This window comes from Spirillospora sp. CA-142024 (assembly GCF_050942325.1).
In the GTDB taxonomy this organism is placed as follows: domain Bacteria; phylum Actinomycetota; class Actinomycetes; order Streptosporangiales; family Streptosporangiaceae; genus Spirillospora.
On the sequence record NZ_CP192077.1, the window covers coordinates 8,512,537 to 8,537,951 of the forward strand.

At 70.1% G+C, this 25,415-nt stretch carries 25 protein-coding genes; 7 read left to right on the forward strand and 18 right to left on the reverse strand.

Going from position 1 to position 25,415, the window contains the following annotated elements:
• The first annotated feature begins 83 nt into the window (after positions 1–83).
• Positions 84–1,061 (forward strand): alpha/beta hydrolase, encoded by a 978-nt coding sequence (locus ACQPZP_RS40260; RefSeq protein ID WP_433474861.1) that lies wholly within the window; start codon positions 84–86, stop codon positions 1,059–1,061.
• Here the strand turns inward: ACQPZP_RS40260 and ACQPZP_RS40265 are convergent, their stop codons facing one another.
• The 9 genes from ACQPZP_RS40265 to ACQPZP_RS40305 all read right to left on the reverse strand — a co-directional run bounded on the left by ACQPZP_RS40265 (position 1,062) and on the right by ACQPZP_RS40305 (position 7,945).
• The gene (locus tag ACQPZP_RS40265; RefSeq protein ID WP_433464885.1) at positions 1,062–1,217 is read right to left on the reverse strand and encodes a hypothetical protein; all 156 of its coding nucleotides are present in this window, start codon (positions 1,215–1,217) and stop codon (positions 1,062–1,064) included. It abuts the gene before it with no gap.
• A 78-nt stretch (positions 1,218–1,295) separates the two neighbouring features.
• A complete protein-coding gene (locus tag ACQPZP_RS40270) occupies positions 1,296–1,733 on the reverse strand; it encodes a hypothetical protein (protein ID WP_433474862.1) in 438 nt (145 codons plus the stop codon).
• 83 nt (positions 1,734–1,816) lie between these two features.
• On the reverse strand, positions 1,817–2,611 hold the full coding sequence (gene proC, locus ACQPZP_RS40275; RefSeq protein ID WP_433474863.1) for a pyrroline-5-carboxylate reductase: 795 nt from the start codon (positions 2,609–2,611) through the stop codon (positions 1,817–1,819).
• A gap of 52 nt (positions 2,612–2,663) precedes the next feature.
• Complete coding sequence (locus ACQPZP_RS40280) at positions 2,664–3,584, reverse strand: proline dehydrogenase family protein (RefSeq protein WP_433474864.1); 921 nt, start codon at positions 3,582–3,584, stop codon at positions 2,664–2,666.
• Positions 3,585–3,647: 63 nt separating this feature from the next.
• Positions 3,648–4,820 (reverse strand): LCP family protein, encoded by a 1,173-nt coding sequence (locus ACQPZP_RS40285; protein WP_433474865.1) that lies wholly within the window; start codon positions 4,818–4,820, stop codon positions 3,648–3,650.
• Positions 4,821–4,926: 106 nt separating this feature from the next.
• Complete coding sequence (locus ACQPZP_RS40290) at positions 4,927–5,661, reverse strand: ABC transporter permease (protein WP_433474866.1); 735 nt, start codon at positions 5,659–5,661, stop codon at positions 4,927–4,929.
• A complete protein-coding gene (locus ACQPZP_RS40295) occupies positions 5,658–6,407 on the reverse strand; it encodes an ABC transporter ATP-binding protein (RefSeq protein ID WP_433474867.1) in 750 nt (249 codons plus the stop codon). The genes ACQPZP_RS40290 and ACQPZP_RS40295 overlap by 4 nt, the downstream gene beginning before the upstream one ends.
• A gap of 51 nt (positions 6,408–6,458) precedes the next feature.
• Positions 6,459–7,061 (reverse strand): TetR family transcriptional regulator, encoded by a 603-nt coding sequence (locus ACQPZP_RS40300; RefSeq protein ID WP_433474868.1) that lies wholly within the window; start codon positions 7,059–7,061, stop codon positions 6,459–6,461.
• Positions 7,058–7,945 (reverse strand): sugar phosphate isomerase/epimerase family protein, encoded by an 888-nt coding sequence (locus tag ACQPZP_RS40305; RefSeq protein WP_433474869.1) that lies wholly within the window; start codon positions 7,943–7,945, stop codon positions 7,058–7,060. Before ACQPZP_RS40305 ends, ACQPZP_RS40300 begins: the two co-directional genes overlap by 4 nt.
• A gap of 129 nt (positions 7,946–8,074) precedes the next feature.
• Between ACQPZP_RS40305 and ACQPZP_RS40310 the strand changes: the two genes are divergently transcribed.
• From ACQPZP_RS40310 to disA, 4 genes are all read left to right on the forward strand, one after another.
• A complete protein-coding gene (locus ACQPZP_RS40310; protein ID WP_433474870.1) occupies positions 8,075–8,773 on the forward strand; it encodes a class I SAM-dependent methyltransferase in 699 nt (232 codons plus the stop codon).
• A gap of 34 nt (positions 8,774–8,807) precedes the next feature.
• Entirely contained in the window at positions 8,808–9,893 is a 1,086-nt protein-coding gene (locus ACQPZP_RS40315; RefSeq protein ID WP_433474871.1) for an alpha/beta fold hydrolase, read from the forward strand.
• A 259-nt stretch (positions 9,894–10,152) separates the two neighbouring features.
• Positions 10,153–11,574 carry a DNA repair protein RadA gene (gene radA / locus ACQPZP_RS40320; RefSeq protein WP_433474872.1) on the forward strand — a complete coding sequence of 474 codons (1,422 nt, stop codon included), beginning with the start codon at positions 10,153–10,155 and terminating at the stop codon, positions 11,572–11,574.
• Between the two features lie 113 nt (positions 11,575–11,687).
• Positions 11,688–12,770 (forward strand): DNA integrity scanning diadenylate cyclase DisA, encoded by a 1,083-nt coding sequence (gene disA, locus ACQPZP_RS40325; protein WP_433474873.1) that lies wholly within the window; start codon positions 11,688–11,690, stop codon positions 12,768–12,770.
• 28 nt (positions 12,771–12,798) lie between these two features.
• On the opposite strand, the gene ACQPZP_RS40330 is transcribed toward disA, so the two are convergent.
• Positions 12,799–13,425, reverse strand: a complete 627-nt coding sequence (locus tag ACQPZP_RS40330; protein ID WP_433474874.1) for a hypothetical protein — start codon at positions 13,423–13,425, stop codon at positions 12,799–12,801.
• 69 nt (positions 13,426–13,494) lie between these two features.
• Here ACQPZP_RS40330 and ACQPZP_RS40335 point away from each other — a divergent pair, with 69 nt between their 5' ends.
• Entirely contained in the window at positions 13,495–14,373 is an 879-nt protein-coding gene (locus tag ACQPZP_RS40335; protein ID WP_433474875.1) for an A/G-specific adenine glycosylase, read from the forward strand.
• On the opposite strand, the gene ACQPZP_RS40340 is transcribed toward ACQPZP_RS40335, so the two are convergent.
• Positions 14,367–15,752, reverse strand: a complete 1,386-nt coding sequence (locus tag ACQPZP_RS40340) for a serine hydrolase (protein WP_433474876.1) — start codon at positions 15,750–15,752, stop codon at positions 14,367–14,369. The genes ACQPZP_RS40335 and ACQPZP_RS40340 overlap by 7 nt on opposite strands.
• 89 nt (positions 15,753–15,841) lie before the next feature.
• Complete coding sequence (locus ACQPZP_RS40345) at positions 15,842–16,963, reverse strand: NADAR family protein (protein ID WP_433474877.1); 1,122 nt, start codon at positions 16,961–16,963, stop codon at positions 15,842–15,844.
• Positions 16,964–17,148: 185 nt separating this feature from the next.
• On the opposite strand from ACQPZP_RS40345, the gene add reads away from it, so the two are divergent.
• On the forward strand, positions 17,149–18,141 hold the full coding sequence (add, locus tag ACQPZP_RS40350) for an adenosine deaminase (protein WP_433474878.1): 993 nt from the start codon (positions 17,149–17,151) through the stop codon (positions 18,139–18,141).
• Between the two features lie 141 nt (positions 18,142–18,282).
• Here the strand turns inward: add and ACQPZP_RS40355 are convergent, their stop codons facing one another.
• From ACQPZP_RS40355 to ACQPZP_RS40380, 6 genes are all read right to left on the reverse strand, one after another.
• Positions 18,283–18,936 carry a hypothetical protein gene (locus tag ACQPZP_RS40355; protein WP_433474879.1) on the reverse strand — a complete coding sequence of 218 codons (654 nt, stop codon included), beginning with the start codon at positions 18,934–18,936 and terminating at the stop codon, positions 18,283–18,285.
• A 116-nt stretch (positions 18,937–19,052) separates the two neighbouring features.
• The gene (locus ACQPZP_RS40360) at positions 19,053–21,587 is read right to left on the reverse strand and encodes an ATP-dependent Clp protease ATP-binding subunit (RefSeq protein ID WP_433474880.1); all 2,535 of its coding nucleotides are present in this window, start codon (positions 21,585–21,587) and stop codon (positions 19,053–19,055) included.
• Positions 21,588–22,009: 422 nt separating this feature from the next.
• The gene (locus ACQPZP_RS40365) at positions 22,010–22,333 is read right to left on the reverse strand and encodes a histone-like nucleoid-structuring protein Lsr2 (protein ID WP_433464905.1); all 324 of its coding nucleotides are present in this window, start codon (positions 22,331–22,333) and stop codon (positions 22,010–22,012) included.
• A gap of 978 nt (positions 22,334–23,311) precedes the next feature.
• Complete coding sequence (locus ACQPZP_RS40370) at positions 23,312–23,980, reverse strand: RDD family protein (RefSeq protein ID WP_433474881.1); 669 nt, start codon at positions 23,978–23,980, stop codon at positions 23,312–23,314.
• A 7-nt stretch (positions 23,981–23,987) separates the two neighbouring features.
• Entirely contained in the window at positions 23,988–24,806 is an 819-nt protein-coding gene (locus ACQPZP_RS40375) for an RDD family protein (protein WP_433474882.1), read from the reverse strand.
• Positions 24,807–24,811: 5 nt separating this feature from the next.
• Entirely contained in the window at positions 24,812–25,330 is a 519-nt protein-coding gene (locus ACQPZP_RS40380; RefSeq protein ID WP_433474883.1) for an amino-acid N-acetyltransferase, read from the reverse strand.
• Positions 25,331–25,415 lie beyond the last annotated feature (85 nt).

The following is a 25,415-nucleotide window of genomic DNA, read 5'->3' on the forward strand; positions in this document are numbered from 1 at the left end:
AACCCCGCTACAGATGTGTGACGTGAATTACTCCTCAGAAACGGGCATACCGCTAGCAGGCGAAATCTCCAACTGGGGGGTAGATGGACGGCCCGAGCGTTCGCAGCCGCGCGATAAGCAACGCGCTTCGCCTCGGCGTTCGCCCGTTCCTGAACTACCTCCCCGGCCATGCCACCGGCATCCGGACCGCGCGGTCGACCATGGACGCCGCGGCCCTGCTGCTACGGCACAGCCCGCACGTGCGGGTCGACTCGGTGGACGACCCACCGCCCAAGGACGGCGGTGACCGGCCGGTCAAGGGCGAGTGGATCATCTCCCGGGAGGTCACCGGGAAGAAGGCGCGGGGCGCCGTCCTCTATCTGCACGGCGGCGGCTACATCTTCTGCTCGCCGCGCACGCACCGCCCGATCACGTCGCGGCTGGCGCTCGACACCGGCCTGCCCGTCCTCGTCCCCCGCTACCGGCTCGCGCCCGAACACCAGTTCCCCGCGCCGCTGGAGGACGCGGTCGCCGCCTACCGGTGGCTGCTCGCGCGGCGCATACCGGCGTCCCGCATCGTCCTCGCGGGCGACTCGGCCGGCGGGCACCTGTCCGCCGTGCTGGCCGGCGAGATCTGCCGGCTCGGCCTGCCGAACCCGGCCGGGCTCGTCCTGTTCTCCCCCTGGGTGGACCTGACCTGCGAACTCTCCATCCGCACGCAGCACCTCGCCCACGACCCGTACATCAGCGCATCGTCGGTGCGCCGGGTCGCCCGCCTGGTCGTGGGGCCGGCCGGATTCGACGACCCGCGGCTGGCCCTGCTCTCCTGCGCCTGGACGGACATGCCGCCCGTCCTGATCCAGGTCGGCGGCGCCGAGGTCCTGCGCGCCGAGGCCGAGGCGTTCGCGGACGCCCTGGAGAGCGCCGGAGCCGACTGCGAACTGCAGGTCTGGAACGGGCAGATGCACGTCTTCCAGATCCTGAACCGCGTGCTGCCCGAGGCCGGCGCCGCGATGGACGACGCCGCCCGCTTCGTCCGGACCGTCACCCGCACGGCCGGGAAGCGGACCAGGGCCGCCTAGTCAGTCCCGGCGGTCCTTCGGCTTCGTCAGCAGCCCCGCCAGCAGGGCGGCGGCGTGCTCGGCCATGAAGCGCGGGACGCGCGCCTTGAGCAGCGCCTTGCGCAGGGCGGACGCCGCCCTCGGCATCTCGGTCGGACGTTCGCGCCGGTCTTCCATCCAGGGGCCCCCACACTCCAAGATCAACTGGATGTTAACCGGGTGGGGCCGGAATCGGCGGGCGAATCGTGACACGGGTCAGAAGCGGCTCGCGGGCTCGCGTTCGTAGACCTCGTCCTCCTGCCGGCGCCTGCCGCGTTTCACGGTGAGGAAGCCGACCACCGCGGCCAGCGCGGCGCCGCCCTCACCGGCGAGGCTGATCGTCTTCTCCGTGTACCAGACGGGCTCGTGCATGTCCGGCAGCGGGCCGAGCGCGCCCATGTCGACGTAGTAGTAGAGCACGAGGGCGCCGACCGCGCTCGCCGCGACGAGGAACGCGACCGCGTACGCCCAGCGTGTCGCGTAGGTGAGGATCACCACGGCGGTGACGCCGGCGACCGCGGCCTGGATGCGGAACAGCAGGTCTCCGTCGATGGACCCGCCTTGCACGAAGGCCATCTCGGGAGCGAACTTCCAGTGCACGATGGCGTCGGCGGCCAGTCCGGCGGCGACGATCAGGCGGAGTATGAGTCCCATATTCCTTACACGGACGAACCCCCCGTGCCGGATCAATGTTCAAAGATGAACTTTGTCCCGGGGTGCCGCATCCCGGCGGCCGGTCAGCCGCCCGCCAGCTCGCGCCCCCGGTTGCGGGCCGCCTCGATGGCCTCCAGGACGGCGGCGCGCACCCCGTGCCGCTCCAGCTCGCGGATCGCCGCGATGGTCGTCCCGCCCGGGGACGTGACCGCCTCGCGCAGCAGCACCGGGTGCTCGCCCGAGTCGCGGAGCATGACGGCGGCGCCCACCGCCGACTGGATGACCATCTCCAGGGCGGCGGCGCGCGGCATGCCGAGCAGGATGCCCGCGTCCACCATCGCCTCGACCAGGTAGTAGAAGTAGGCGGGGCCGCTGCCGGACAGGGCCGTCGCGCCGTCCTGCAGCGACTCGGGGATGCGCAGCACCTTGCCGACCGGGGACAGCAGCTCCTCGGCCAGCTTCAGGTGCTCCTCGCCCGCGTGCGACCCGGGCGAGATCACGCTCATCGCCTCGTCCACGTGGACGGGCGTGTTCGACATGACGCGGACGACGGGCACGCCCTCCGGCAGCCGCGCCTCGATGAACCCGGTCGTGATGCCCGCCGCCATCGAGATCACCAGCCGGCCGGCCGGGACGTGCGTGCCGACCTCGTCCAGCAGGGCGCCCATGTCCTGCGGCTTCACCGCGAGGACCAGCGTCCCGGCCTTGGCGGCGGCGTCCGCGTTCGACACGATCTCGATGCCGTACCGCTCGCGGAGCAGCGCGCCGCGCTCCTCCCGGCGCGCGGTCGCCATCAGCTCGGACGGGCGGCGGCCGGCCCGGAGCACCCCGGACAGCAGCGCCTCGCCCATCTTCCCGGCACCCAGAATCGCGATCATCGGCATACCTTGACGTGGGGATTCAACGACCGGTCCAGCCTATAGCCGGGGGTCAGGACCGCCCGACGAGGGACCGCATGAAGAAGCGCAGGTTGGCGGGGCGCTCCGCGAGGCGGCGCATGAAGTACTCGTACCACTCGCGGCCGTAGGCGACGTAGACGCGGACCTGCGCGCCCTGGGCGGCGAGACGGCGCTGCTCCTGCGGGCGGATCCCGTAGAGCATCTGGTACTCGAACGTGTCGGCGTCACGCTCGTTCAGGGTGGACAGCGCACCCGCGATGTCGATGAGCCGTGGGTCGTGCGTGGCGAGCATCGGGTAGCCCTTGCCTGCCATCAGGACCTTCATGCACCGCACATACGACCGGTCGATCTCTTCCTTGTCGGTGAAGGCGACCGCCGCCGGTGCCGCGTAGGCGCCCTTGCACAGCCTTACGCGCGAACCCTCGTAGGCCAGTTCCGCGCAGTGCTCCTCAGCGCGCCGCAGGTACGCCTGGACGACCGCGCCCACGTCCGGGAAGTCTCGCCGTAGTTCCTGGACGACACCCAACGTCGAGTCGACGGTCGTGTGCTCCTCCATGTCGAGGGTGACCGTCGTACTGGCGGAACGGGCGGCGGAACAGACCCGCCTTGCGTTCTCCACGGCGAGGTCTGCGTCGAAGGTCTGCCCTATGGCGGAGAGCTTCAGTGACACCTCTGCGCGTGTGCCGAGACCGGCGGCACCAAGTCGTTCCAGAAGCTCGACGTAGTGCGTGACGTTCGCTTCGGCGTGCGCCTCGTCGTGCGTGTCCTCGCCCAGGACGTCCAAGGTGACGAGCAGGCCCTCACCGGTCAGGTCGTTCGTGACGCGTGCCGCGTCCTCGATCGTCTCCCCGGCGATGAAGCGGCGGACGACGTCACCGGTGAACGGAGCGGTCTCCATGACCTTGCGTGCGCCACCGCTGCGCGACGCGACGAGCAACGCCTGACGAAGCACTGTGCGAACCCCTTGTCCCTGGGCCTTACCGTCCCAGGTTATGCCCGCCCCGGCCGCCGGCGATCACGACACGGTGCCGAGGCTGTTGCCGGCGCCGTGCTGCTTCACGTACTCCGCCATCTGCGCGGTCTTGACGGCCTCGAACAGCGCCTTCGCGTTCGTCGGGTCCAGGAACACGACGCTCTGCTTGTTGCGCATGCCGGTTCCCTTGTGCGGCAGCGTCATGAACATCACGTCCGAGGCCCGCACGTTCCGCATGCTGAGCGCCAGCGAGCGCAGGTCGCCCGCCGACACGCCCTCGTCCACGCTGATCGACTTGGTGAGCGCCGACAGGAACCGATCGAGCTTGAGCGGGTTGGTGAGGGTGCCGCGGTCGGCGGCCTGCTTGGCGAGCGCGCCGAGGAACGCCTGCTGCCGCTTGATCCGGTCGAAGTCGCCGTTCGGCAGGTTGTAGCGCTGCCGGACGAACAGCAGCGCCTCCTCGCCGTTCAGCTTCTGCCTGCCCGCCGCCCACTGCTTCTTGCGCGCCGGGTCGTACACGCTCTGCCTGATGTTGACGGTGACGCCGCCGAGCGCGTCCGTCATCGACTTGAACCCCTCGAAGTCGATCGCGCCGTAGTGGTCGATGCGGATCCCGGTGAGGTTCTCCATCGTCTCGATCAGCAGCTTCGGCCCGCCGAAGGAGAACGCCGCGTTGATCTTCTGCCGGCCGTAGCCGGGGATCTCCACCCACGAGTCGCGCGGGAACGAGACGATGTACGCCTTCTTCCGGTCCGCCGGCAGATGCAGCAGCATGATCGTGTCCGTGCGCTGCTGCCCCGGCTTCCAGACGTTGTTGCCCTCCCCTGTCGTGGCCGCGGCGCGCGAGTCCGACCCGACGAGCAGCCAGTTCTCGGTGCCCGCGGCGCTCGGGCCTGGGCGCTTCGAGCCGTCGTCCGGCATCACGCCCTTGATCCGGTCGATGTTGCCGTTGTAGGACGACTGCCGCTGCCACACGAGCCCGCCGAGCCCGGCCACGACCAGCGCCAGGAACACCCCGACCGCGATCAGGATCCGCGGCCACCGGCGCTTGCGCGCACGCTCCCCGCCGTCCCCGTCGCCGCCGCCCCAGAACGCGTTCTCGGCGTCCGCCCCGGGGGCACCCGGCGCCTCGGTGGCCTGGGCCCCCGCAGGCGGCCGCGAGGCCTCGTCGGGCCCCTGCGACGCCTGTGAACCGGAAAGATCTGGGGAGGTCATGGCGCGAAACTACCAGCCCCCTCGGGCGGGGATAGCCCACTTCGACCCACCTGTCCGATTAAGGCGGAAGCAGCCCACCCGGTAAACCCAACCCGCCCCCAAAGGGTCATGCCGTGCGGCGCCTCAGGGTTATCGCGCCCAGGAGGAGGGCGACGACGGCGAAGGCGGCTATCACCGAGACGTCGAGGGCAAGGGTGCCGGTGAAGTCGGGGCTGGCGCTGATCTCCTGCATGCCCTCGACCGCATAGGACAGCGGCAGGACGTCCGCGGTCGCCTGGAGCCAGCCCGCCATGTTCTCGCGCGGGACGATCAGGCCGCAGAGCAGCAGCTGGGGCAGGACGAACGCCGGCATGAACTGGACGGCCTGGAACTCGGTCCGGGCGAACGCGCTGGCGAACAGGCCGAGCGCCATGCCGAGCAGCGCGTCCAGCAGGGAGACCAGGACCAGCGAGCCGAGCGAGCCGTCCAGGTCGAGGTCGAGCCAGGTCAGCGAGATGGCCAGCACGACGGCGACCTGGACCAGCGCGAGCAGGCCGAACGCGAACGCGTAGCCGAGCAGCAGGTCCAGCTTGCCGAGCGGCATGGTCATCAGCCGTTCGAGGGTGCCGCTCGTCCGCTCGCGGAGGGTGGCGACGCTGGCCACGACGAACATCACGATGAACGGGAAGAGGCCGAGCAGCATGGGCCCGATCCGGTCGAAGACGGCCGGCTGGTCGAACACGTACCGCAGCAGGATCATCAGCAGCGTCGGCACGCCGATCAGCAGCGCGAGGGTGCGGTGGTCGTGCTTGAGCTGCGCCAGGATGCGCCGCATCGTGGCGAGGGTGACGGCGGCGCTCATGTCGGGCTCCCGGCCTTCTCGGTGATCAGGTGGAGGAACGCCGCTTCGAGGTCGGGCGTCCCGGTGCGAGAGCGCAGCCCGTCCGGGGTGCCGTCGGCGAGGAGGACGCCCTCGCGCATGAGCAGCAGCCGGTCGGTGCGGCCCGCCTCGTCCATGACGTGGCTGGACACGACGAGGGTGGCGCCCCGTTCGGCCAGTTCCCGGAACAGCTCCCACAGCTCCTGCCGCAGCACCGGGTCGAGGCCGACGGTCGGCTCGTCCAGGACGAGCAGCTCGGGCGCGCCCAGCAGCGCGACGGCGAGGTTGGCGCGGCTGAGCTGCCCGCCGGACAGCGTCGCCGCCGTCTGGTCGCGGCTCCGGCCGAGCCCGACCTCGTCGATGACGCGGTCGACGTCCGAGCGCGGGGCCCGCAGGACGGACGCGAAGTAGCGCAGGTTCTCGGCGACGGTGAGGTCGGCGTAGACGGCCGGCCGCTGCGTCGCGTACCCGACGCGGCGCCGCAGGCCGGGCGATCCCGCGGGGTCGCCGAGCACGGTCACCGTGCCGCTGCGCACGATCTGGACGCCGACGAGCGCCCTCATCAGGGTGGTCTTCCCGCAGCCGCTCGGGCCGAGCAGCCCCACGATCGAGCCGTGCGGGACCTGGAAGGTGAGCCCGTGCAGCACCTCCCGGCCGCCGCGGACGACCCGCAGGTCGCGCACGTCCACCGCCGCGTCGGCGGTGCTCGCCGGACTAGAACTCATCATGTGTTGAATTTAAGCCGACACGGGGGCCGGGTCAAGGGGTTCTCGCGAAGGTCAGGACGTGAGGTAGCGCTGGATGGTCGGTGCCACCAGCTCGATCAGCTCGTCCTCGGAGGCCGAGGCCAGCGGCTCGATGCAGAGCACGTACCGCAGGATCATCAGGCCGATCATCTGGCCGGCGGCCGCCTGGATCCCGAGCGGCGACGCGTCCGTGGCCTGCCTGGCCCGCCCGAACAGCGCGGACGCGACGAACTCGCGCATCAGCGCCGCCGCCCGCTCGTTCGTCATCGCCGAGCGGAGCATCGCCAGCATCGGCGCCCGGCGGTCGGCGTCCCGCCAGACGTCCAGGAACGTGCGGACCATCAACTCACCGAGACCGTCCCGGGGAGCCGACAGGATGCGCGGCAGCAGGACGGACGGGTCCACCGGGAAGCGCATCGCCTCGATGAACACGCCCTCCTTGTTGCCGAAGAAGTGATGGACGAGGGCGGGGTCGACGCCGGCGGCGCGGGCGATGGCGCGCAGCGACGCCCCGTCGTAGCCCTTCTCGGCGAACAGGTCGCGCGCCTCGGCCAGGATCTTCTCGCGGGTCTCGGTCGGGCCGGGCCGGCGGCCCGGCCCCCGCGTCCGGCCTCCGGCGGGTTTCGGGTCCGTCACCGCCGCACGCCCCGGCGGGTGATCTCGCCCGCCGAGGTGACCTCCCAGGTGTGGTCGGCCGCGGCGAGGTGCAGGCGGGCGAACGCCAGGGCCTCGGCGAGATCCTCCATCCGCTCCACCCGGCTGGACGCGCGCCGCGTGTTGACCTCCAGGACGACGTGCCCCCGGAAGCCGCCCTCCGCGAGGTTCTCCAGCATCGGCCCGCACGGCTGGTTGCCCCGGCCCGGAACGAGATGCTCGTCCTTGTTCATGACGCCGACGCCGTCGGCCAAGTGGATGTGCCGCAGACGGTCGCCCAAGCTCTCGGCCATGTCGATGGCGTCGGAACCCGAAACGGCGGTGTGGGACAGGTCGAGCGTCACGTACGGGTAGTCCTGGTCGACGGGGTTCCAGTCGGGCAGGTACATGCCCGCCTCCGCGCCACGAGCCTTGAGCGGGAACATGTTCTCGACCGCGAACAGGACGTCCGTCTCGTCCTGCATGCGGGCGAGGCCCTCGACGAACTCCTTGGCGTAGTCGCGCTGCCAGCGGAACGGCGGGTGGACGACGACGACCTCGGCGCCCAGTTCCTCGGCGACGTCCTTGGAGCGCACCAGCTTGCCCCACGGGTCGCGCCCCCACACCCGCTGGGTGAGCAGCAGGCAGGGCGCGTGGATCGACTTGATCGGGACCTGGTGGTAGTCGGACAGGCGACGCAGGACGTTCAGGTCCTGGGACGAGGCGTCCGTGGAGACCATGACCTCGATACCGTCGTACCCCAGCAGCGCGGCGATCTCGAAGGCGCTCGGTACCTTCTCCGGGTAGACCGACGCGGTGGAGAGCGTGATCGGCGCGTCCGGCACGCGGAGCACGGGTGAAGAGACGCCGTTGTGCTGCGGGGTCAAGGCTTCCTCGCCAGGAATGATCGCTCGGCAGTGTACGCAAGGAAAGCCTATGCGGCGGCGGCCGTGATGAAACACTCGCCCGCGGTGATCTGGGTTTCTCCGCCGCGGGCGCGGCTACTCTCTGTCCCCGTGGCCGAGATCGCTCCGGGCGCCGTGCCCAGTCCCAACATCTGGAACTCCCCTCACGTCTACGAGCTGGAGAACCGCGCCGTCGACCCGGACGGCGTGCTGGCCGACGCGATGCGGGCGATCCGTCCCTGGACGGCGTCGGACGTCCTGGACCTCGGCTGCGGCACCGGATTCCACCTGCCGTTCTTCGCCGCGGACGCCCGCCGCGTGATCGGCGTCGAGCCGCATGCGGGCCTCGCCTCGGCGGCCGCGCGCCGGACGCGGGACCTTCCCAACGTCACCGTCCGTGTCGGGGCCGCCCAGTCGTTGCCGCTTCCGGACGCTTCGATCGACGTCGTCCACGTCCGCTGGGCGTACTTCTTCGGGCCGGGCTGCGAGCCGGGCCTGCGCGAACTCGACCGGGTCGTCCGGCGCGGCGGCGCGATCTTCATCATCGACAACGACGCGACCCGCTCCACGTTCGGCCGCTGGTTCCGGCAAAGCCTGCCCAAGTACGACCCGGACGCGGTCGAGCGGTTCTGGACCCGCCGCGGCTTCTCCCGCGAACCCCTGCTGATCCGCTGGTCGTTCCAGAACAGGGAGGATCTGGCCGCGGTGCTCGGGATCGAGTTCCCGCCCGATCTCGCCGACGCCTGCCTGCGCGATCACCCCGGGCTTGAGGTGGACTATGCCGTGAATTTGTGGTGGCGTTGCCCCTGAGTTACTGACTAGTTAGTCACAGGAGGGACGGACCATGGGCCGCACCGCCAAGACGACTCCCGTCACCGCGTCCATGCTTCGCGGCGCTCTCGCCGCCACCGCCCTCGGCGCCGCGGGCGCCGGCGCCGGGCTGGTCGCCCAGCGCCGCGCCATGCGCCGCCTGCAGCTGCGGCCCGACCCGTTCGCCGGCGAGCCCTTCGGATCGCTGCGCGGCCGTCCCCGCCCCGTCCGCGCCGACGACGGCACGCGCCTGTACGCCGAGATCGACGGCGAGGACCGCACTGACCTCGCCGTCGTGTTCTCCCACGGCTGGACGCTCACCCAGGACTCCTGGCATTTCCAGCGCAAGGCCCTGCGCGGCCTCGGCCGGCTCGTCTTCTGGGACCACCGCGGCCACGGCCGCTCCGACGGCGGCGCCCGCGACGGCTACGCCGTCCCCCGCCTGGCCCGCGACCTCGCCGCCGTCATCGACGCGACCGTCCCCGCCGAGACGCCCGTCGTCCTCGTCGGGCACTCCATGGGCGGCATGACCGTCCTGCGGTACGCCGACGAGAACCCCGGACTCCTCGGACGCAAGATCCTCGCGACGGGGCTGCTGTGCACGTCGTCAGGCGGCTTGGGCGAGGTCACGCTCGGCCTGCCGACGCTGGTCGCGCGGAGCACGCAACGCGTCCTCCCGCACGCGCTCGGCGCTCTCGGCGCGGGCTCGGGCGCCGTCGAGCGGGTCCGCCACCTCGGCCGCGACGCCGCCACGCTCATCGAGGACCTCATCGCCTTCGGCCCGGACGCCGGCCCCGCCGCGGTCGCGTTCGCCGAGCAGATGATGACCGAGACCCGGATGGACGCCTTCGTCGACTTCTTCCGCTCGATGATCACGACCGAGGTGATCAGCGACTGCGCGTCCCTCGGCGCCGCCGACACCCTCGTCATCGGCGCGGAGAACGACAGGCTCACCCCGGTCGAGCACAGCCTCAAGATCGCCTCCCGCGTCCCGTCCGGCCGCCTGGAGATCATCCCCACCGCCGGCCACATGGCCATGCTCGAACGCCCCAGCACCGTCTCCGACCACCTAGGCGACCTCGTAGAACGCGCACGTGTTCATGGCAATGCTGTGGCGTGAGGCGCCTGGGGCGCCTCACGCCACAGCATTGCGTGCGATCGCTGCATCGCTCCGTCTCGCCTGGCGGCTCGCTGCGCGATCAGTTTCTCGCAGGCTCGAAACTGCCTTCGGACGCGATCGCGATGCTTGAGGCCGTCGCGTGGCTGAGGCAACGGCTGGGCTGATCACCGAATGGATTGCTCCGACGCCGTCCACATCGTGACTGGTCCCGCTCGCTCAGGGCGACCACTGTCGGTGGGGGGCTCTACGCTTTCGCGTCATGGCGAAGGCTAAGACGGCTAAGGCCGCCTACCGGTGCTCGGAGTGCGGGTGGCAGACGTCCAAGTGGGTGGGGCGCTGCGGCGAGTGCCAGACGTGGGGGACGGTCACCGAGGCGGCGTCCGCGACTCCGGCGCGGGTCGTGTCCGCCGGGCCCGTCAGCTCGCCGGCGCGTCCGATCGGGGAGGTCGACGTCCGGACGTCGCAGACGCGCCCGACGGGGCTGGACGAGCTGGACCGGGTGCTCGGGGGCGGGATCGTGCCGGGGGCCGTCCTGCTGCTGGCGGGCGAACCGGGCATCGGGAAGTCGACGCTGCTGCTGGAGGTCGCCGCGCTCGCCTCGACGGGCTCGGACGGCGCGGGCAGGAACGTCCTGTACGTGACGGGTGAGGAGTCGGCCGAGCAGGTGCGGCTCCGCGCCGACCGGGTCGGGGCGATCACGGACCACCTGTACCTGGCGGCGGAGATGGAGCTGTCCGCCGTCCTCGGGCACATCGACTCGGTGGAGCCGACGCTTCTCGTGGTCGACTCGATCCAGACGATCGGCACGTCCGAGGTGGACGGCGCGCCCGGCGGCGTCACCCAGATCCGGGAGGTCGCGGCCAACCTGATCAGGGTCGCGAAGGAGCGCGGCATCACCGTCGTGCTGGTCGGCCACGTCACGAAGGAGGGCGCGATCGCCGGGCCGCGGCTGCTGGAGCACCTGGTCGACGTCGTCCTGTACTTCGAGGGCGACCGGCACTCCCGGCTCCGCATGATCCGCGCGGTGAAGAACCGGTACGGGCCGACGGACGAGCTGGGCTGCTTCGACCTGTCCGAGGTCGGCATCGTCGGGCTGCCCGATCCGAGCGGCCTGTTCCTGACCCGGCGCGAGGAGCCCGTGCCGGGGACGTGCGTGACCGTGACGCTGGAGGGGCGGCGGCCGCTGGTCGCGGAGGTGCAGTCGCTGGTCGCGAAGTCGCATCTGCCGGCGCCGCGGCGGGCGACGTCCGGGCTCGACACGTCCCGCGTCGCGATGGTCCTCGCCGTCCTCGCGCAGCGCTGCAAGATCTCCATGCACGAGCAGGACGTGTACGTCTCGACGGTCGGCGGGGTGCGGCTCGCCGAGACGTCCGTCGACCTGGCGCTCGCGCTGTCCGTCGCCGGGTCCACGGTCGAGCAGGCGCTTTCCAACAGCCTGATCGCGCTCGGCGAGGTCGGCCTCGCGGGGGAGGTCCGCGTCGTGCCCGGCGTCCAGCGGCGGCTCGCCGAGGCGGCCCGGCTCGGGTTCAAGCACGCCGTGGTCCCGCGCGGCTCCCTCGAACTCGCCGACGGGTCGCCGCTCAAACGCGCGGATCCGCAGCTCAGCAGCTACGAGGGCATGAAGGTGATGGAGGTCGACAGCCTGAAACAGGCGCTCCAGGTCTCGTTTACGGCACCCTGACGGAAGTCACGCCAGAGTATTACTGCACACAACTCGGGCATGCGACCTGGGGAGGAACCGAGGCGCTGCCCGCCTCGGTAAACTGACGCCGTCCAGCGACCTCCGGGGGTCAGGTGCCATCACACGACAAGGGTCATGACGAACGACGCCGCGCCACGTTGGCCGCGGTGGCTCCCGGCACCCAGATCCGCGACGGGCTCGAACGGATTCTGCGGGGCCACACCGGCGGCCTGATCGTGCTCGGCTACGACAAGCCGGTCGCGGAACTCTGCACGGGCGGTTTCGAGCTCGACGTCGAGTTCTCCGCCACCCGGCTGCGCGAGCTCGCCAAGATGGACGGCGCGATCGTCCTCGACGACAGCCACACCCGCATCGTCCGCGCCGCCGTCCACCTCGTGCCGGACTCGACCCTCCCCACCGAGGAGTCGGGCACCCGCCACCGCACCGCGGAACGCGTGGCCCGCCAGACCGGCCTGCCGGTCATCTCGGTGAGCCAGTCGATGCACATCATCGCGCTGTACCTGGACGGCATCCGCTACGTCCTGGAGGACTCGGCGGCCATCCTGTCCAAGGCCAACCAGGCCCTGGCGACGCTCGAACGCTACAAACTCCGGCTCGACGAGGTGTCCGGCACCCTGTCCGCGCTGGAGATCGAGGACCTCGTCACCGTCCGGGACGTCAGCGCCGTCGTCCAGCGCCTCGAGATGGTGCGCCGCATCGCCGACGAGATCGAGGGCTATGTCGTCGAGCTCGGCACCGACGGCCGGCTCCTCTCCCTCCAGCTGGACGAGCTGGTGTCCGGCGTCGACGCCGACCGGGAACTGATCGTCCGCGACTACCCGTCCGACGACACCCGCGCCCGCGGCGTGGACGCCATCCTCTCCGCGCTGGACACCCTGTCGGCCAACGACCTCCTGGACCTGTCCACGGTGGCCGAGGTGATGGGCTTCTCCGGCCCGGACGCTCTCGACCTTCCCGTCAGCCCCAAGGGTTTCCGGCTGCTCGCCAAGGTGCCCCGGCTGCCCGGCATGGTCGTCGAACGCCTCGTCGAGCACTTCGGCGGCCTGCAGAAGCTCCTCGCCGCCAGCATCGACGACCTCCAGGCCGTGGGCGGTGTCGGCGAGTCGCGTGCCCGCAGCGTCCGGGAGGGCCTCTCCCGCCTGGCCGAGTCGTCCATCCTCGAACGCTACGTGTGACCCCGAATCCGGGCACGGCGTGCCCGGCTCAGCGGAGACTGAAGATCAGTTTCTTGACCTTCGCGCCCTTCAGGGCGGCCACGTAGGTACCGGGACGGGCATGGGCGGCGGCTTCGCAGCCGCGTTGGCGGCCCCAGGCGACGTTGTCGACGTAGGGGATGCCGCGCCGGAGCGTCTCCTTCGGCGCCTTGCCCTTGCGGCACCCGTCGGACGACCAGATCCGATCCGCACCCGACGTGATGCGGACGTCCAGCGACCCCGTGTCGAACGCGCAGGAACCCTTGCCCGTGTTGACGACCGTGATGCGGAATTCAGGCCGTTCGGAACCCTGGTAGGTGTTCTTCGGGACGGACATGCTGACGACGAGGTCCTTGTCGTCGCAGGGACCTCCGTCGGCCGGCTCCGGCGGCTCGGGTGTGGTCGTCGTGGTGACGGTGACCGTCGGCATCGCGCTGGGCGGCGGAGGAGGGCTCGCGCTGTCCGCGGCGCCCGCGTTCCGGATCGGCTCGTCCTCCCCCGCGCCGCCGGTGCCTCCGGTGCACGCCCAGGCCAGCAGTCCGACGGCGCCGAGAACGCCGCCGAGGGCCACCGCGCGCCGCCGCCAGTATTGATCGAGTCCCGAACCGGCCCGGTCACGTTCAGTGCTCGCCCCCATGCGGTCAGTATGCATTCACCGAACCGGAAAGAGGGGCCGACCCGCCGCGTGCCACAATGGCGGCGCGCCATGAACCTCAACTCCGTGTACACCGCCCCGATCCTCGACTGGTACGAGGCGAACGCCCGGGATCTCCCGTGGCGGGCGCCGGACGCGACCCCCTGGGGCGTCCTCGTCAGCGAGATCATGCTTCAGCAGACGCCGGTCTCCCGCGTCCTGCCCGTGTGGGAGGCGTGGCTGACCCGCTGGCCGGCGCCCGCGGCGCTGGCCGCCGAACCGTCCGGCGAGGCCGTCCGGGCGTGGGGGCGGCTCGGCTACCCGCGGCGCGCGCTGCGGCTGCACGAGAGCGCCCGGGCGATCACCGAACGGCACGGCGGCGAGGTGCCGTCGTCGCATGCGGACCTGCTTGCGCTTCCCGGCATCGGCGCCTACACGGCCGCCGCCGTCGCGAGCTTCGCGTTCCGGCAGCGGCACACCGTCCTGGACACCAATGTCCGGCGCGTGCTGGCCCGGCTGCTGTCCGGGGACGAGTACCCGCCGAAGTCGCAGACGAAGGCCGAGGTCGAACGCGCCGAGCGCCTGCTGCCGGCCGATCCGGCGACCGCCGCGCGCTGGGCCGTCGCCGTCATGGAACTGGGCGCGCTGGTCTGCACCGCCCGCACCCCGCACTGCGTCGACTGCCCGGTGGTCGGCCAATGCGCGTGGCAGCTCGCGGGCCGCCCCGCCTACGACGGCCCGCCGCGCCGAGGCCAGACGTACGCGGGCACGGACCGCCAGTGCCGCGGCCGAATCCTCGCCGTCCTGCGCGACGCCGAGGGCCCGGTGCCGAAACCGGCCCTCGACGTCGTCTGGTCGGACGCCGTCCAACGCGAACGCGCCCTGGACGCCCTCATCGCCGACGGCCTGGTGGACCCGCTGGAGGACGGCCGCTACGCCCTCCCTCAGTGACCGGCGCGGCGCTTCTCGTAGGAGTCCATGGTCCGGCCGAGCTTCGCGAACTTCTCGGTGAACGAGAACGGGAAGATGCCGGGGGGCGTCTTGGGGCGCCGGGCGTCGACGTACTGCGTTCCGAGGTTCGAGAAGACGACGATGACGTAGCTCCGGCCGCCCTTGCCGGGCAGGGCACGGACGATTCCCGCGTCGGCCCCCGAGTTGTTCACCCAGCCCGTCTTGTGCGCGAACGTGACCTCGGCCCTCTTGTTGCAGGGACGGACGTCGCGGCCGAACTTGTTGCCGTCGACGGTCACGGTGCCGTCCGCGCCGATCCAGCGCTTCGGGGCGGCGTTCGGCAGGCCGGCCGCCGGATACGTCCCGCCGCACCAGTTCGTCGTCGACAGCATGTCGTTGAAGCCCTGCTGCGCGAGCTCCGCACGGAAGAACTTGCGCGACGCCGGGCTCAGCACGTCGTCGCTCTTCACGGGCTTGCCGTTCGGCGCTCTCCACACGGTGCCGGGTGCGCCGTTGACGAGGGTCAGCAGCTTGGCGGTGTCGAGCGAGCTCATCGTGATCTCGTTCGACCAGCGGCCGCCGTTGGAGGCCCTGGTGCCCTTGAGCTGGAGAGTCTCAAGGCCGAGGTCCTGGAACGCCTGGTTGAGCGAGTCGACGGCATGGTGGTCGTGCAGCAGCTTGACCAGCGCGCAGGACGCGGCGTTGGACGACATCGTCAGCGAGGCGTCCATGTACTTGCGGACGGTGTTGCTGGTGGCCTCGCCGCACAGGGGGCTGATCTCGGTCGGCGCGTAGGAGTAGGTGTCGTCCAGCTTGATCTCGCCCTGGTCGACGAGCCGCAGGACCCCGAAGTTGACCATGAGCTTCAGGACGGACGCGGGATAGTCGAGCATGTGGTCGAGGGGCGCGTTCTCCCTGCCCGGAACCACGTCGATCGTGCCCTGGCCTTTGTTCTTGTACCACCCGGCATCGTCCCACTGGCGCCAGCGCACGCTCGTCGTGGACAGGTTCCGGTCCACGGGCACGACGACGCCGTGCTGGTAGCGCGGGCTCATCAGAACGGTGCCGGACGAGACGGGACGGCCGCGCTCGTCCAGCTCGATGATCGTCGCGTCCATCTGCGGCTGCTGGACGATCGGCTTGGGGTCGGCCGCGGCGAACGGGCGCGTACGCTGAGCCTCCTTGTCGACGGGGTTTTGCGTCGAGCGGAGTTGCGCCGTGGTCGGCGGCGCCGTGTCGAGCACCTCCTGGAACCTGAGCCGGTCCATGACCTGCCGCAACTGCTCCGCGACCTTGCTCGTCCTCCGCACGTCGGCGACCGGCGCCGCCTCGGTCCGTCCCGGCACGGCACTGCAGCCCGCCAGCGCCGCCGCGGTCATTAACCCGACCGCACCGTGCACAACCCTCTGCTTCACAGCATTTCCCCTTCCCCGATGACAGAGTTGATCAGCCTAGGCGCGGCGGCGCGTCAGGGAAAGGGAATGCCGGATTTTTGGGCCCGCATTTCGGAGCGGACCAGTTCGAGAAGCCGCCCCACCCAGTTGCGCCCCTTTTCACCACGCGTGATCCAGTGGTCGGACTCCGTCCCGGTGTAAGCGATCGGTGCGTCGCCAGTTCCGAGCAGCACTTCCGCCAGGTCAGGATGCTGTGTGTATTTGGCGCGCAGGAGGCCTGCCATCACCGCCGTCCGGATCTGCGGCCAGTCCTGCACGCGGGGCACCCCCTCGGCGATCTGCTGGGCGTCGTAGGGGCGCCCGGCCGCGCGGATCCGGTCCCGCGCCTCGGGATCGGCGGTGGACAGGGCCCAGTAGGCGTGCACGACCGACGGGTAGACGACCTCTCCGACCTCGACCGGGGCCGGGCAGTCGTTCTGCAGCGCGTCGATTCCCGCGTCCTCGGGCCAGCCTTTCGGAAATACGCGTCCGCCGAGGTGGATCGTCCCTTCCACCGGCTCGGCAGGGTCGTCCGCCGGGCGTTTGGATTCGTACTCGGCACGGGCCCGGCCCTGGTCGGCGAAGTACGCAAGGGCCCATTCGCGCATGTCCTCGGTGATCTCGTCATCGTCGAACCATCCGCCTATGGGACGCTCGCCGATATCGGTGCACAGGAACACCAGCGGCCGGTCCTTGTAGTTCATGTCGCCGAGCGAATAATGGCGCTTGTGCTCGGGGATGGCCAGGTACGCCTCCCGCAGCGCCAGCCGGTCGGCCTCGTCGCGCGACTCCAGGTACCGGTCCAGCGCCGCCATGCAGCGGTCCGTGGAGTCGGGACGGTCGTTCAGCTTCTCGATGTCGTCGGCCACCTCCCCCAGAAGCATCTCCGCGGTGAGGCCGAACATGGGCTCCGAGACCTTCCAGCGGCCCAGTTCGAACGCGCTGATCTCACCGCCCTCGGGTACCTCCGTCACCACCCAGCCGCATTCGAGCTTCTCGCGCAGGCCGTCCAGGTCGACCCATTCCCAGCAGTTGATCGCACCGTCCGCGAACACCAGCAGGTTCGTGAGGTGGTACGAGAAGTTGTGGATGAAGACGGGACGCACGACCCCTTCGATGCGCCGCCCGTCCTCGATGCGGTGGATTCTGTTCAACACGATGCTCGTGGGCTCCTCGCCGGATGCCGGCCGGTGGGCTGGACTTCGACCGTTGGGCGATCCAGACGCGCGAGCGGTTCCATCCGGTCGCCGTGAGCACATCGTGCACGGCGACGTCGCCGGTGGCGTGAGGTCAACCCGAATAATGGTTGGTCAGCCCGCCGACGGGCCCGTACCGTACGGCCGTGCGCGATCTACTGACCCTGCCCAAAGCCCACCTGCACGTCCATCTGGAAAGCACCGTGCGGTGGAGCACGCTCCGCGAGATCGGCACGGCCAACGGCGTACAGATCCCTGACAATGTCGGCCGGTTCGGCGACTTCGCCTCCTTCTTCGCGCAGAACGACGTCGTCCGCGCGTGCTTGCGGCAGCCCGCCGACTTCCGCCGGATCGCCTACGAGTACTGCGAGGACGAGGCCGCCCAGGGCACCCGCTACGCCGAGGTCTCCTTCACGGCCGCCGCGCACGGCGAGCGCCTCGGCGATATGGGCATGCCGCTCGCGGCCGTCCTGGAGGGCCTGGAGGCCGGTCAGGACTCCTTCGGGATCGAGTGCCGCCTCATCCTCGACCATTCCCGCCGCCGCTCGGTGGACCGTGCCTGGCGGACCCTCGACCTCGCCCGCCGCCATGACCGCGTGGTCGCCATCGGCCTCGCCGGCGACGAGGCCCACCCCGGGGACCCGTTCACCGAGGTGTTCGCCGCCGCCCGGGACGCCGGGCTCCACGTCGTCCACCACGCGGGCGAGGGCGAGGGCCCGGCCAGCATCCGGCAGGCGCTCGGTCCGGGCCGCACCGAGCGGCTCGGCCACGGCATACGCATCCTGGACGACCCGGACCTCGTGGCGGAGGTGCGAGAACGCGGGATCCCGCTCGAAGTGTGCCCGTCCTCCAACGTCGCCCTGGGCTTCGCCTCGGCCCTCGACACCCACCCCCTCCCCAGACTCCGCGACGCGGGCCTGGTCGTCACCCTCAACACCGACATCCCCTCCTTGATCGGCACGCCCCTCACCACCGAGTACGCCCGCGTCCGCGACACCTTCGGCTACGACGACGCGACCCTCGCCGACCTGGCCCACGCCGCCACCGAAGCCTCCTTCGCCCCGACACCGACCAAGACCCGCCTGCACAAAGAGATCAACACCTGGCTGACCACCCCAGCCCAACCCAACACCCCCTGACCCACGCCCCTGCCCCCTACGCGTGCCCATGCGCTGTGCGCGCCCTGCCGTCCCCCGTGGCGCCTGTGGTGCCCCTTCAGCCGCGCGACGCGCGTCAACGCGCCTTAAGGCGGCCGCCTCGAAGACGTTCCGGCATGGTTCTCAGAGCCTCGTCAGGGGGCCGCTTCGGATCTCGCGTAGGAAGGGGTCGGTGTCGTCCTCCCATTCCGACGGTGCCCGCACGACGGGGTGGACCGGCAGGCCCAGGCGTGCCGCGGCCTCCTGCGCCGCGTCGTGGACGATGTCGGGTGAGAGCTCGCCGATGACCAGGACCTCCACGTCCGCCGGCTGATCGCCCGGCCTGCCGGCATGACGGTCTGCCCAGGCACCGAACAGGTAGATCTCGCCGACGCCCCGGAGACGCCCGAACTCCTCCTCGATCACCGCCGCCGGGCCGAACGTCAGCATCAGGAGGCGTGCGAGCGGCTCGTACAAGGGGCTCGCTGTGTTCCTGGCCACGAGGCGGCCGGCCAGGGTCCGGCGAAGCGTGAGCAGGTCGGCGCGCGCCAGCCGTTCCACCTCGCGCATCACCGACGCCAGATCGGTCCGGAGCATAACGGCGAGGTCGAGCATCGACACCTCGCGGGCAGGCCCCAGCAGGAGCCGCGCGAGCAGCTCGCCCTGCAGTTGCGACCGGAAGATCGGAAGCCGGGCCGGCGCGCGGGCCCGCACATCCCGCAGGAACGCGTGCGCCAGGTGGGCCTCGCCTGCCCGGCGGCCGAACTCCGCCGCCGATCCGATCGCATTCGAATGCATGTTCGAATGCTAGGCGTCGGCTATGACACTTCGGGATGGAGGCGGCCGCGGGAGGCCCCGCGCATGCGAAAGGCCCGCGGCCGGACGGATCCGGCCGCGGGCCTTCGCGCAGGACGTCAGTCCTTGTTGAAGTTGACCGCGCCCTCGATGGGCGGCGGGCTGTCCGGGACGGTGGACGGCTTCGGGACGCCCTTGAACGTGAACTTGGCGTTCTCCGCCGAGTCCGTGTTCTCCGGGTCGAAGCCCTCGGTACCGACGATCACGATCTGCCCGGGCTTGAGCTCGTTGTAAAGGATCTTCTCGGACAGGCTGTCCTCGATCTCCCGCTGGATCGTGCGGCGCAGCGGCCGGGCGCCGAGCACCGGGTCGTAGCCGCGCAGCGCCAGCAGGTCCTTGGCCTCCTGCCGCAGCTCGATGCCCATGTCGCGGTCGTGCAGCCGGTCGTCCACCTTGGCGATCATCAGGTCGACGATCTGGATGATCTCCTTCGGGGTGAGCTGGTGGAACACCACCGTGTCGTCGACGCGGTTGAGGAACTCGGGGCGGAAGTGCTGCTTCAGCTCCTCCGACACCTTCGCCTTCATCCGCTCGTACGAGCCCTGCTCGTCGTTCTGCCGGGCGAAGCCCATGGAGACGCCCTTGGAGATGTCCTTGGACCCCAGGTTCGTCGTCATGATGATGACGGTGTTCTTGAAGTCCACGACACGGCCCTGCGCGTCGGTGAGGCGGCCGTCCTCCAGGATCTGCAGCAGCGAGTTGAAGATGTCCTGGTGGGCCTTCTCGATCTCGTCGAACAGGACGACCGAGAACGGCTTGCGGCGGACCTTCTCCGTCAGCTGGCCGCCCTCCTCGTACCCGACGTAGCCGGGCGGGGAGCCGAACAGCCGCGAGACGGTGTGCTTCTCCATGAACTCGGACATGTCGAGCTGGATCAGCGCGTCCTCGTCGCCGAACAGGAACTCGGCGAGCGTCTTGGACAGCTCCGTCTTACCGACGCCGGACGGGCCGGCGAAGATGAACGAGCCGCCGGGACGCTTCGGGTCCTTCAGCCCGGCGCGGGTGCGCCGGATCGACTGGGAGAGCGCCTTGATGGCGTCCTCCTGCCCGATGACGCGCTTGTGGAGCTCGTCCTCCATGCGCAGCAGCCGGGTCGACTCCTCCTCGGTCAGCTTGAAGACCGGGATGCCGGTGGCGGTGGCGAGGACCTCGGCGATCAGCTCGTCGGTGACCTCGGCCACGACGTCCATGTCGCCGGCCTTCCACTCCTTCTCCCGCTGCGCCTTCTGGCCGAGCAGCTGCTTCTCGGAGTCGCGCAGCGCCGCGGCCTTCTCGAAGTCCTGCGCGTCGATCGCGGACTCCTTGTCGCGCCGGACGTCGGCGATCTTCTCGTCGTACTCGCGCAGGTCCGGCGGTGCGGTCATGCGGCGGATGCGCATCCGCGAGCCGGCCTCGTCGATCAGGTCGATCGCCTTGTCGGGCAGGAACCGGTCGCTGATGTAGCGGTCGGCGAGCTGCGCGGCCGCGACCAGCGCGCTGTCGGTGATCGACACGCGGTGGTGCGCCTCGTAGCGATCCCGCAGGCCCTTGAGGATCTCGATCGTGTGGGACAGCGACGGCTCGGCGACCTGGATCGGCTGGAAGCGGCGCTCCAGCGCGGCGTCCTTCTCCAGGTGCTTGCGGTACTCGTCCAGCGTGGTCGCGCCGATGGTCTGCAGCTCACCGCGCGCCAGCATCGGCTTGAGGATGGACGCGGCGTCGATCGCGCCCTCGGCGGCGCCCGCGCCGACGAGCGTGTGCAGCTCGTCGATGAACAGGATGATGTCGCCGCGGGTGCGGATCTCCTTCAGCACCTTCTTCAGGCGCTCCTCGAAGTCACCGCGGTACCGGGAGCCGGCGACCAGCGCGCCGAGGTCGAGGGTGTAGAGCTGCTTGTCCTTGAGCGTCTCCGGCACCTCGCCCTTGACGATCTTCTGCGCGAGGCCCTCGACGACGGCGGTCTTGCCGACGCCGGGCTCGCCCACGAGGACGGGGTTGTTCTTGGTGCGGCGGGACAGCACCTGCATGACCCGCTCGATCTCCTTGTCCCGGCCGATGACCGGGTCGAGCTTGCTCTCCCGCGCGGCCTGCGTCAGGTTGCGGCCGAACTGGTCGAGCACAAGGGAGGTGGACGGAGCCGCCTCGGAGGGACCGCCGGAGGCGGCCGGTTCCTTGCCCTGGTAGCCGTGCAGCAACTGGATGACCTGCTGGCGCACCCGGTTCAGGTCGGCGCCAAGCTTCACCAGGACCTGGGCGGCGACGCCCTCGCCCTCACGGATCAGGCCGAGCAGGATGTGCTCGGTACCGATGTAGTTGTGGCCGAGCTGCAACGCCTCGCGCAGCGACAGCTCAAGGACCTTCTTGGCGCGCGGAGTGAACGGGATGTGGCCCGACGGCGCCTGCTGGCCCTGGCCGATGATCTCTTCGACCTGCTGGCGCACGGCCTCAAGGCTGATGCCGAGGCTCTCCAGAGCCTTGGCAGCCACACCCTCACCCTCGTGGATCAGACCCAGGAGGATGTGCTCGGTGCCGATGTAGTTGTGGTTGAGCATCCTGGCCTCTTCCTGAGCCAGGACGACAACGCGCCGCGCGCGGTCGGTGAACCTCTCGAACATCTCGTCGCTCCTCACAGAGCGGTTGGGCAGAGTCCGGAACGTCCGGAACTGTCCTTCCGCATGCTAGCCCGCCCCGAGGAGGCCGCCCGGTGCACTCCCACCAGGAGACGTTCCCCAGCTATGCGCTGTTCAGTCTCATCCAACTACCGCATCGGTGCGTCATGTTCCCGCTACGCCCCAAGCGAACGAGGGGCTTTCCGCAGGTCGGTCAGGGCGCGGGCCGAGAGTGCCGAATGGGGATGGAGTTTCCACCCGCGCGGCCTGTGTACCTCACCGCGGACGCGGCGAACCGCACGGGCGCTACGCCACAAGCGAACGGCTCTTCGCATCGGTGTTGAACGCCGGCGAATCCGCGGCGCGTCACTGCGAGCAGCGAACGGCCCGTCTCACGAACGGAGACGGGCCGCCGGTGGCCGTGCGGGTCAGTTGGCCGCCTCGTACTGTTCGATCACGTGGGCCGGGATCCGGCCGCGCTCATTGACCTTGATGCCATTGTTCTTGGCCCAGGCGCGGATCTCGGCACTGCGTTCGCGACTGGACGCGCCGCGCTGCCGGCGGCGGCGCGAGACGGTGCCCGCCTTACGGGACTTGTCGACGAACGGCTGCAGCGATTCCCGCAGCTTCGTCGCGTTGGGGCCACTCAGGTCGATCTCGTAGGAGGCGCCGTCGATCGAGAACGCTACGGTCTCGTCCGCCTCGCCACCGTCGAGGTCGTCGACGAGAAGCACCTGAACCTTCTGTGCCATGGGGACAGACCTTTCAGCTGGAGCAAACTTCAATCGGTTGACAAAGATATACCGAGAACTTCGCCGATGACAATTCCAACGCACCCGATGAACCGGCGCCCGACCCGAAGTCACCTTCCGCCCGTGACCCGGCGTAATCGACCTCGTCGTTTCCGGCGCGACCTGACCGCAGGTCGTGGTCGGCGCCGGGCACGGGTTCCATGAATTTCCAACCTCACCGGACACCGTCCGAGTTTTCATGAGTGACCGCTGTCACGCCGCACCGTGCTGACCTGGGCGGGCGTCCGCACATTGACCCGGGTTTGCGGGCGGCGCCGCCGGCACCGCCGATTAACCCTGGCGTAACGGCGGTAACCCCGCCTCCCACCGGTAATGCCCGGGTGGCCCGCGGCACGTGATCAGCGCTCCGACCGGCCGATGTCGACGGATAACCGGGAGCGGGCCGGCCACGAAATCTGTTGCCGCGACCCGGGGACGAGAAGTCGGCGACCCGCTTCCCCGTGCGGAAGCCGCCCGCTGCCCTTCATCCCGAAAACGGGAGTTTGAGGCACAATCCCACCCCCTGCCCCGCTTCTTCAACCTGACGCCCGAGATCCGCGAGCCCGCCCGCTCCCGCCTCCCCTCCCACGGAGCGGGGCATGCGGCGCGAAAGGTCCGTTCGAAGCGCGGCCGTATCCCGCCCGAGGTAAGTCCACCGGTACCTAACAAGCGGCTATGGAGAAGCCATGGCAACGGTTCATCAGCAACTTCCAAAGCGGAGGCGGCGTCCGGGACGAGACACATCCCGGCCCGATTCGGGACCGTAACCGGAAGGAGCAGGCATTCGCCGTCAGGGCCCGGGCGTCCGAAACAGAGCGGGCATCTCAGCGGAAAACGCGCAGGGTGCACCTGAACGATCCCGGGCCGCGCGGCAGGCCGCCCACCGCAGTGGGCGGTATCAAGATCTCGCGAGCGCCTCCGGGCGCGTCTGAGAGCGCCTCAGAAGGCCGATGAATCGGGACGCGTGCTTTTTACCACGAGCGTCCCGGCCAGCCTGTCATGGATCGCCTGGCGGCGGTTCCCCTCGAACAACATGCCCGCGTTCGCCACCCAGAAGATGCTCGCGAGCACACCGAGAACGGGAATCGGCCGGACCGCGACCGGCAGTGAATAGACGGCGGCGCGAAGAACCGAACGCAGGACGTCCGGGCGCGCGTGCGCGGCGGGCGCCTCCGCCACGGACTTCTCACTCTCCGCCGCGGACGTCCCGGTCTCCTCCGGCGCGACGGCCGCCACGGGAACGAATCCCGGCACGGAGGTGGGCAGCACCCAACCACCACCGGACCCCGCGCCATCGGGCTCCAGACCCTCGGGCTCCGCGCCGCCGGGCTCCGCAGCGCCCTCTGGGACGGCTTGATCGGTCGTCTGAGACGCCGTCGCGACGACCTCTATGCCGGCGAGGCGCTTGCCGAGCGTCCGGCCCCAGAGGGCGAGCTGGACCGCCTCGTACAGCAGCATGCATCCGGCCACGGCGGGCGGAGCGACGATGTCCACGGTGTGCCCGGACACGAGGGCGCGCACCACGACGATGACGGGCACACCGACGACGAGCGTGTCGGTAACGCGGGCCAGAAGGCGCTGGCCGGGCTCGGCGAGCGATGCCGCCATCGCGGCCCTACTCCGAGTACTCGGTGTACTCGTCATATCCGACCCGCTCGTCAATGACGAGCGTGCCGGCGAAGCGGTCGTGCAGCGCCTGGTGCAGGGGCTGATCCCAGATCGCCCACAGGTAGGCCATCAGCGCGCCCGCCCAGACCAGCACCATCCCGTACGCGGCGTAGTCCCACACCATCACCGCCAAGACGAGGAAGAAGAAGACGCCGAGCTGGTAGGCGACATGGGTGATTCCAGCGCGCCAGACGGCCTGCGTCGTGGTGAGCGGGCTCCCCGCAGGGCGCGCTTGCACGATGCCGAGACCCAGGACGCGCTTACCAAGCGTCCGCCCCCACATGGACAACTGGACTGCCTCGTATATGAAAGGAAGCACGGACAGGACGCAGAACAGGGTGAAGATGATGGGCCAGTTCCACACACCGCCCTCGTCCTCTGTCTTGCTGCCCGGCTTGCCCAGACCGAACGCACCGATCGTCACCGGCAGGACGAGGGCGAAGCCGAAGACCGCGACGAGCGCGTTGTCGATGATCCGGGCGCCCGCCCGCCGGTAGATCGGGGCCAGCGCCAGGTCGGCATCGCCGTAGGAGTCGCCGTAGGAGCCGTACTCGTCGTAGGCGGGTTCATAGGAGGGCTGCCCGCCCCACTGCTGCGTCTGCGGCTCCTGCCTTTGCTGCTGCCACTGTTGCTGGGACGGCTGCTGCTGTTGCTGGGGCTGCTGCCATTGCGAACCTTGGTACGGAGGCGGCGGGCCGTAGGAACCCTGCCCCTGCTGCGGCAGTCGGGGCCGACGGGGCCGCCCGCGGTTGGGGGAATCGCTCATTTGGGTCAGTCCTCCAGGCGAAGCAACATCCGGGTGTTGCCCAACGTATTCGGCTTGACCCGGTCGAGGTCCAAGAACTCTGCCACGCCTTCGTCGTAGGAGCGGAGAAGTTCCTCGTACACCTCTGGCGCCACCGGAGTCCCCAGGATCGGCTGGAAGCCGTGGCGGGCGAAGAACTCCACTTCGAAGGTAAGGCAGAACACCCTTCGCACACCGAGTTCCCGTGCGGTTTCCAGGAGGCGGGTCACGATCCGGTGCCCGATTCCGCGTCCGCCGCAGCCCTTGTCCACGGCGACCGAGCGGACCTCCGCCAGGTCCTCCCACATGATGTGGAGGGCGCCGCATCCGATGACCCGCCCGGGCGACCCGTGCTGGAGGTCCTCGGCGACCCAGAACTCCTGGACGTCCTCGTACAGCTTGACCGTCGTCTTCTTCAGCAGGCGTCGTCCCGACCCGTACAGGTCGACGAGCCTGCGGATCTCCTGGACGTCGGCGGTACGTGCACGCCGGATCACGACTTCCACAAACAAACGAGATTATCGAACACCGCGGGACCAGCCGGGACGGACCCGGCGCATCCGTCGTCCAGCATCCTCACGACCTGCAATT

Coding starts and splice junctions, on each gene's coding strand:
- ACQPZP_RS40260 (WP_433474861.1), top strand. CDS start 84: ATGGACGGCCCGAGCGTTCGCAGCCGCGCGATAAGCAACGCGCTTCGC.
- ACQPZP_RS40265 (WP_433464885.1), bottom strand. CDS start 1,217: ATGGAAGACCGGCGCGAACGTCCGACCGAGATGCCGAGGGCGGCGTCC.
- ACQPZP_RS40270 (WP_433474862.1), bottom strand. CDS start 1,733: ATGGGACTCATACTCCGCCTGATCGTCGCCGCCGGACTGGCCGCCGAC.
- proC (WP_433474863.1), bottom strand. CDS start 2,611: ATGATCGCGATTCTGGGTGCCGGGAAGATGGGCGAGGCGCTGCTGTCC.
- ACQPZP_RS40285 (WP_433474865.1), bottom strand. CDS start 4,820: ATGACCTCCCCAGATCTTTCCGGTTCACAGGCGTCGCAGGGGCCCGAC.
- ACQPZP_RS40290 (WP_433474866.1), bottom strand. CDS start 5,661: ATGAGCGCCGCCGTCACCCTCGCCACGATGCGGCGCATCCTGGCGCAG.
- ACQPZP_RS40295 (WP_433474867.1), bottom strand. CDS start 6,407: ATGATGAGTTCTAGTCCGGCGAGCACCGCCGACGCGGCGGTGGACGTG.
- ACQPZP_RS40315 (WP_433474871.1), top strand. CDS start 8,808: ATGGGCCGCACCGCCAAGACGACTCCCGTCACCGCGTCCATGCTTCGC.
- radA (WP_433474872.1), top strand. CDS start 10,153: ATGGCGAAGGCTAAGACGGCTAAGGCCGCCTACCGGTGCTCGGAGTGC.
- ACQPZP_RS40330 (WP_433474874.1), bottom strand. CDS start 13,425: ATGGGGGCGAGCACTGAACGTGACCGGGCCGGTTCGGGACTCGATCAA.
- ACQPZP_RS40335 (WP_433474875.1), top strand. CDS start 13,495: ATGAACCTCAACTCCGTGTACACCGCCCCGATCCTCGACTGGTACGAG.
- ACQPZP_RS40340 (WP_433474876.1), bottom strand. CDS start 15,752: ATGACCGCGGCGGCGCTGGCGGGCTGCAGTGCCGTGCCGGGACGGACC.
- ACQPZP_RS40355 (WP_433474879.1), bottom strand. CDS start 18,936: ATGCATTCGAATGCGATCGGATCGGCGGCGGAGTTCGGCCGCCGGGCA.
- ACQPZP_RS40360 (WP_433474880.1), bottom strand. CDS start 21,587: ATGTTCGAGAGGTTCACCGACCGCGCGCGGCGCGTTGTCGTCCTGGCT.
- ACQPZP_RS40365 (WP_433464905.1), bottom strand. CDS start 22,333: ATGGCACAGAAGGTTCAGGTGCTTCTCGTCGACGACCTCGACGGTGGC.
- ACQPZP_RS40370 (WP_433474881.1), bottom strand. CDS start 23,980: ATGGCGGCATCGCTCGCCGAGCCCGGCCAGCGCCTTCTGGCCCGCGTT.
- ACQPZP_RS40375 (WP_433474882.1), bottom strand. CDS start 24,806: ATGAGCGATTCCCCCAACCGCGGGCGGCCCCGTCGGCCCCGACTGCCG.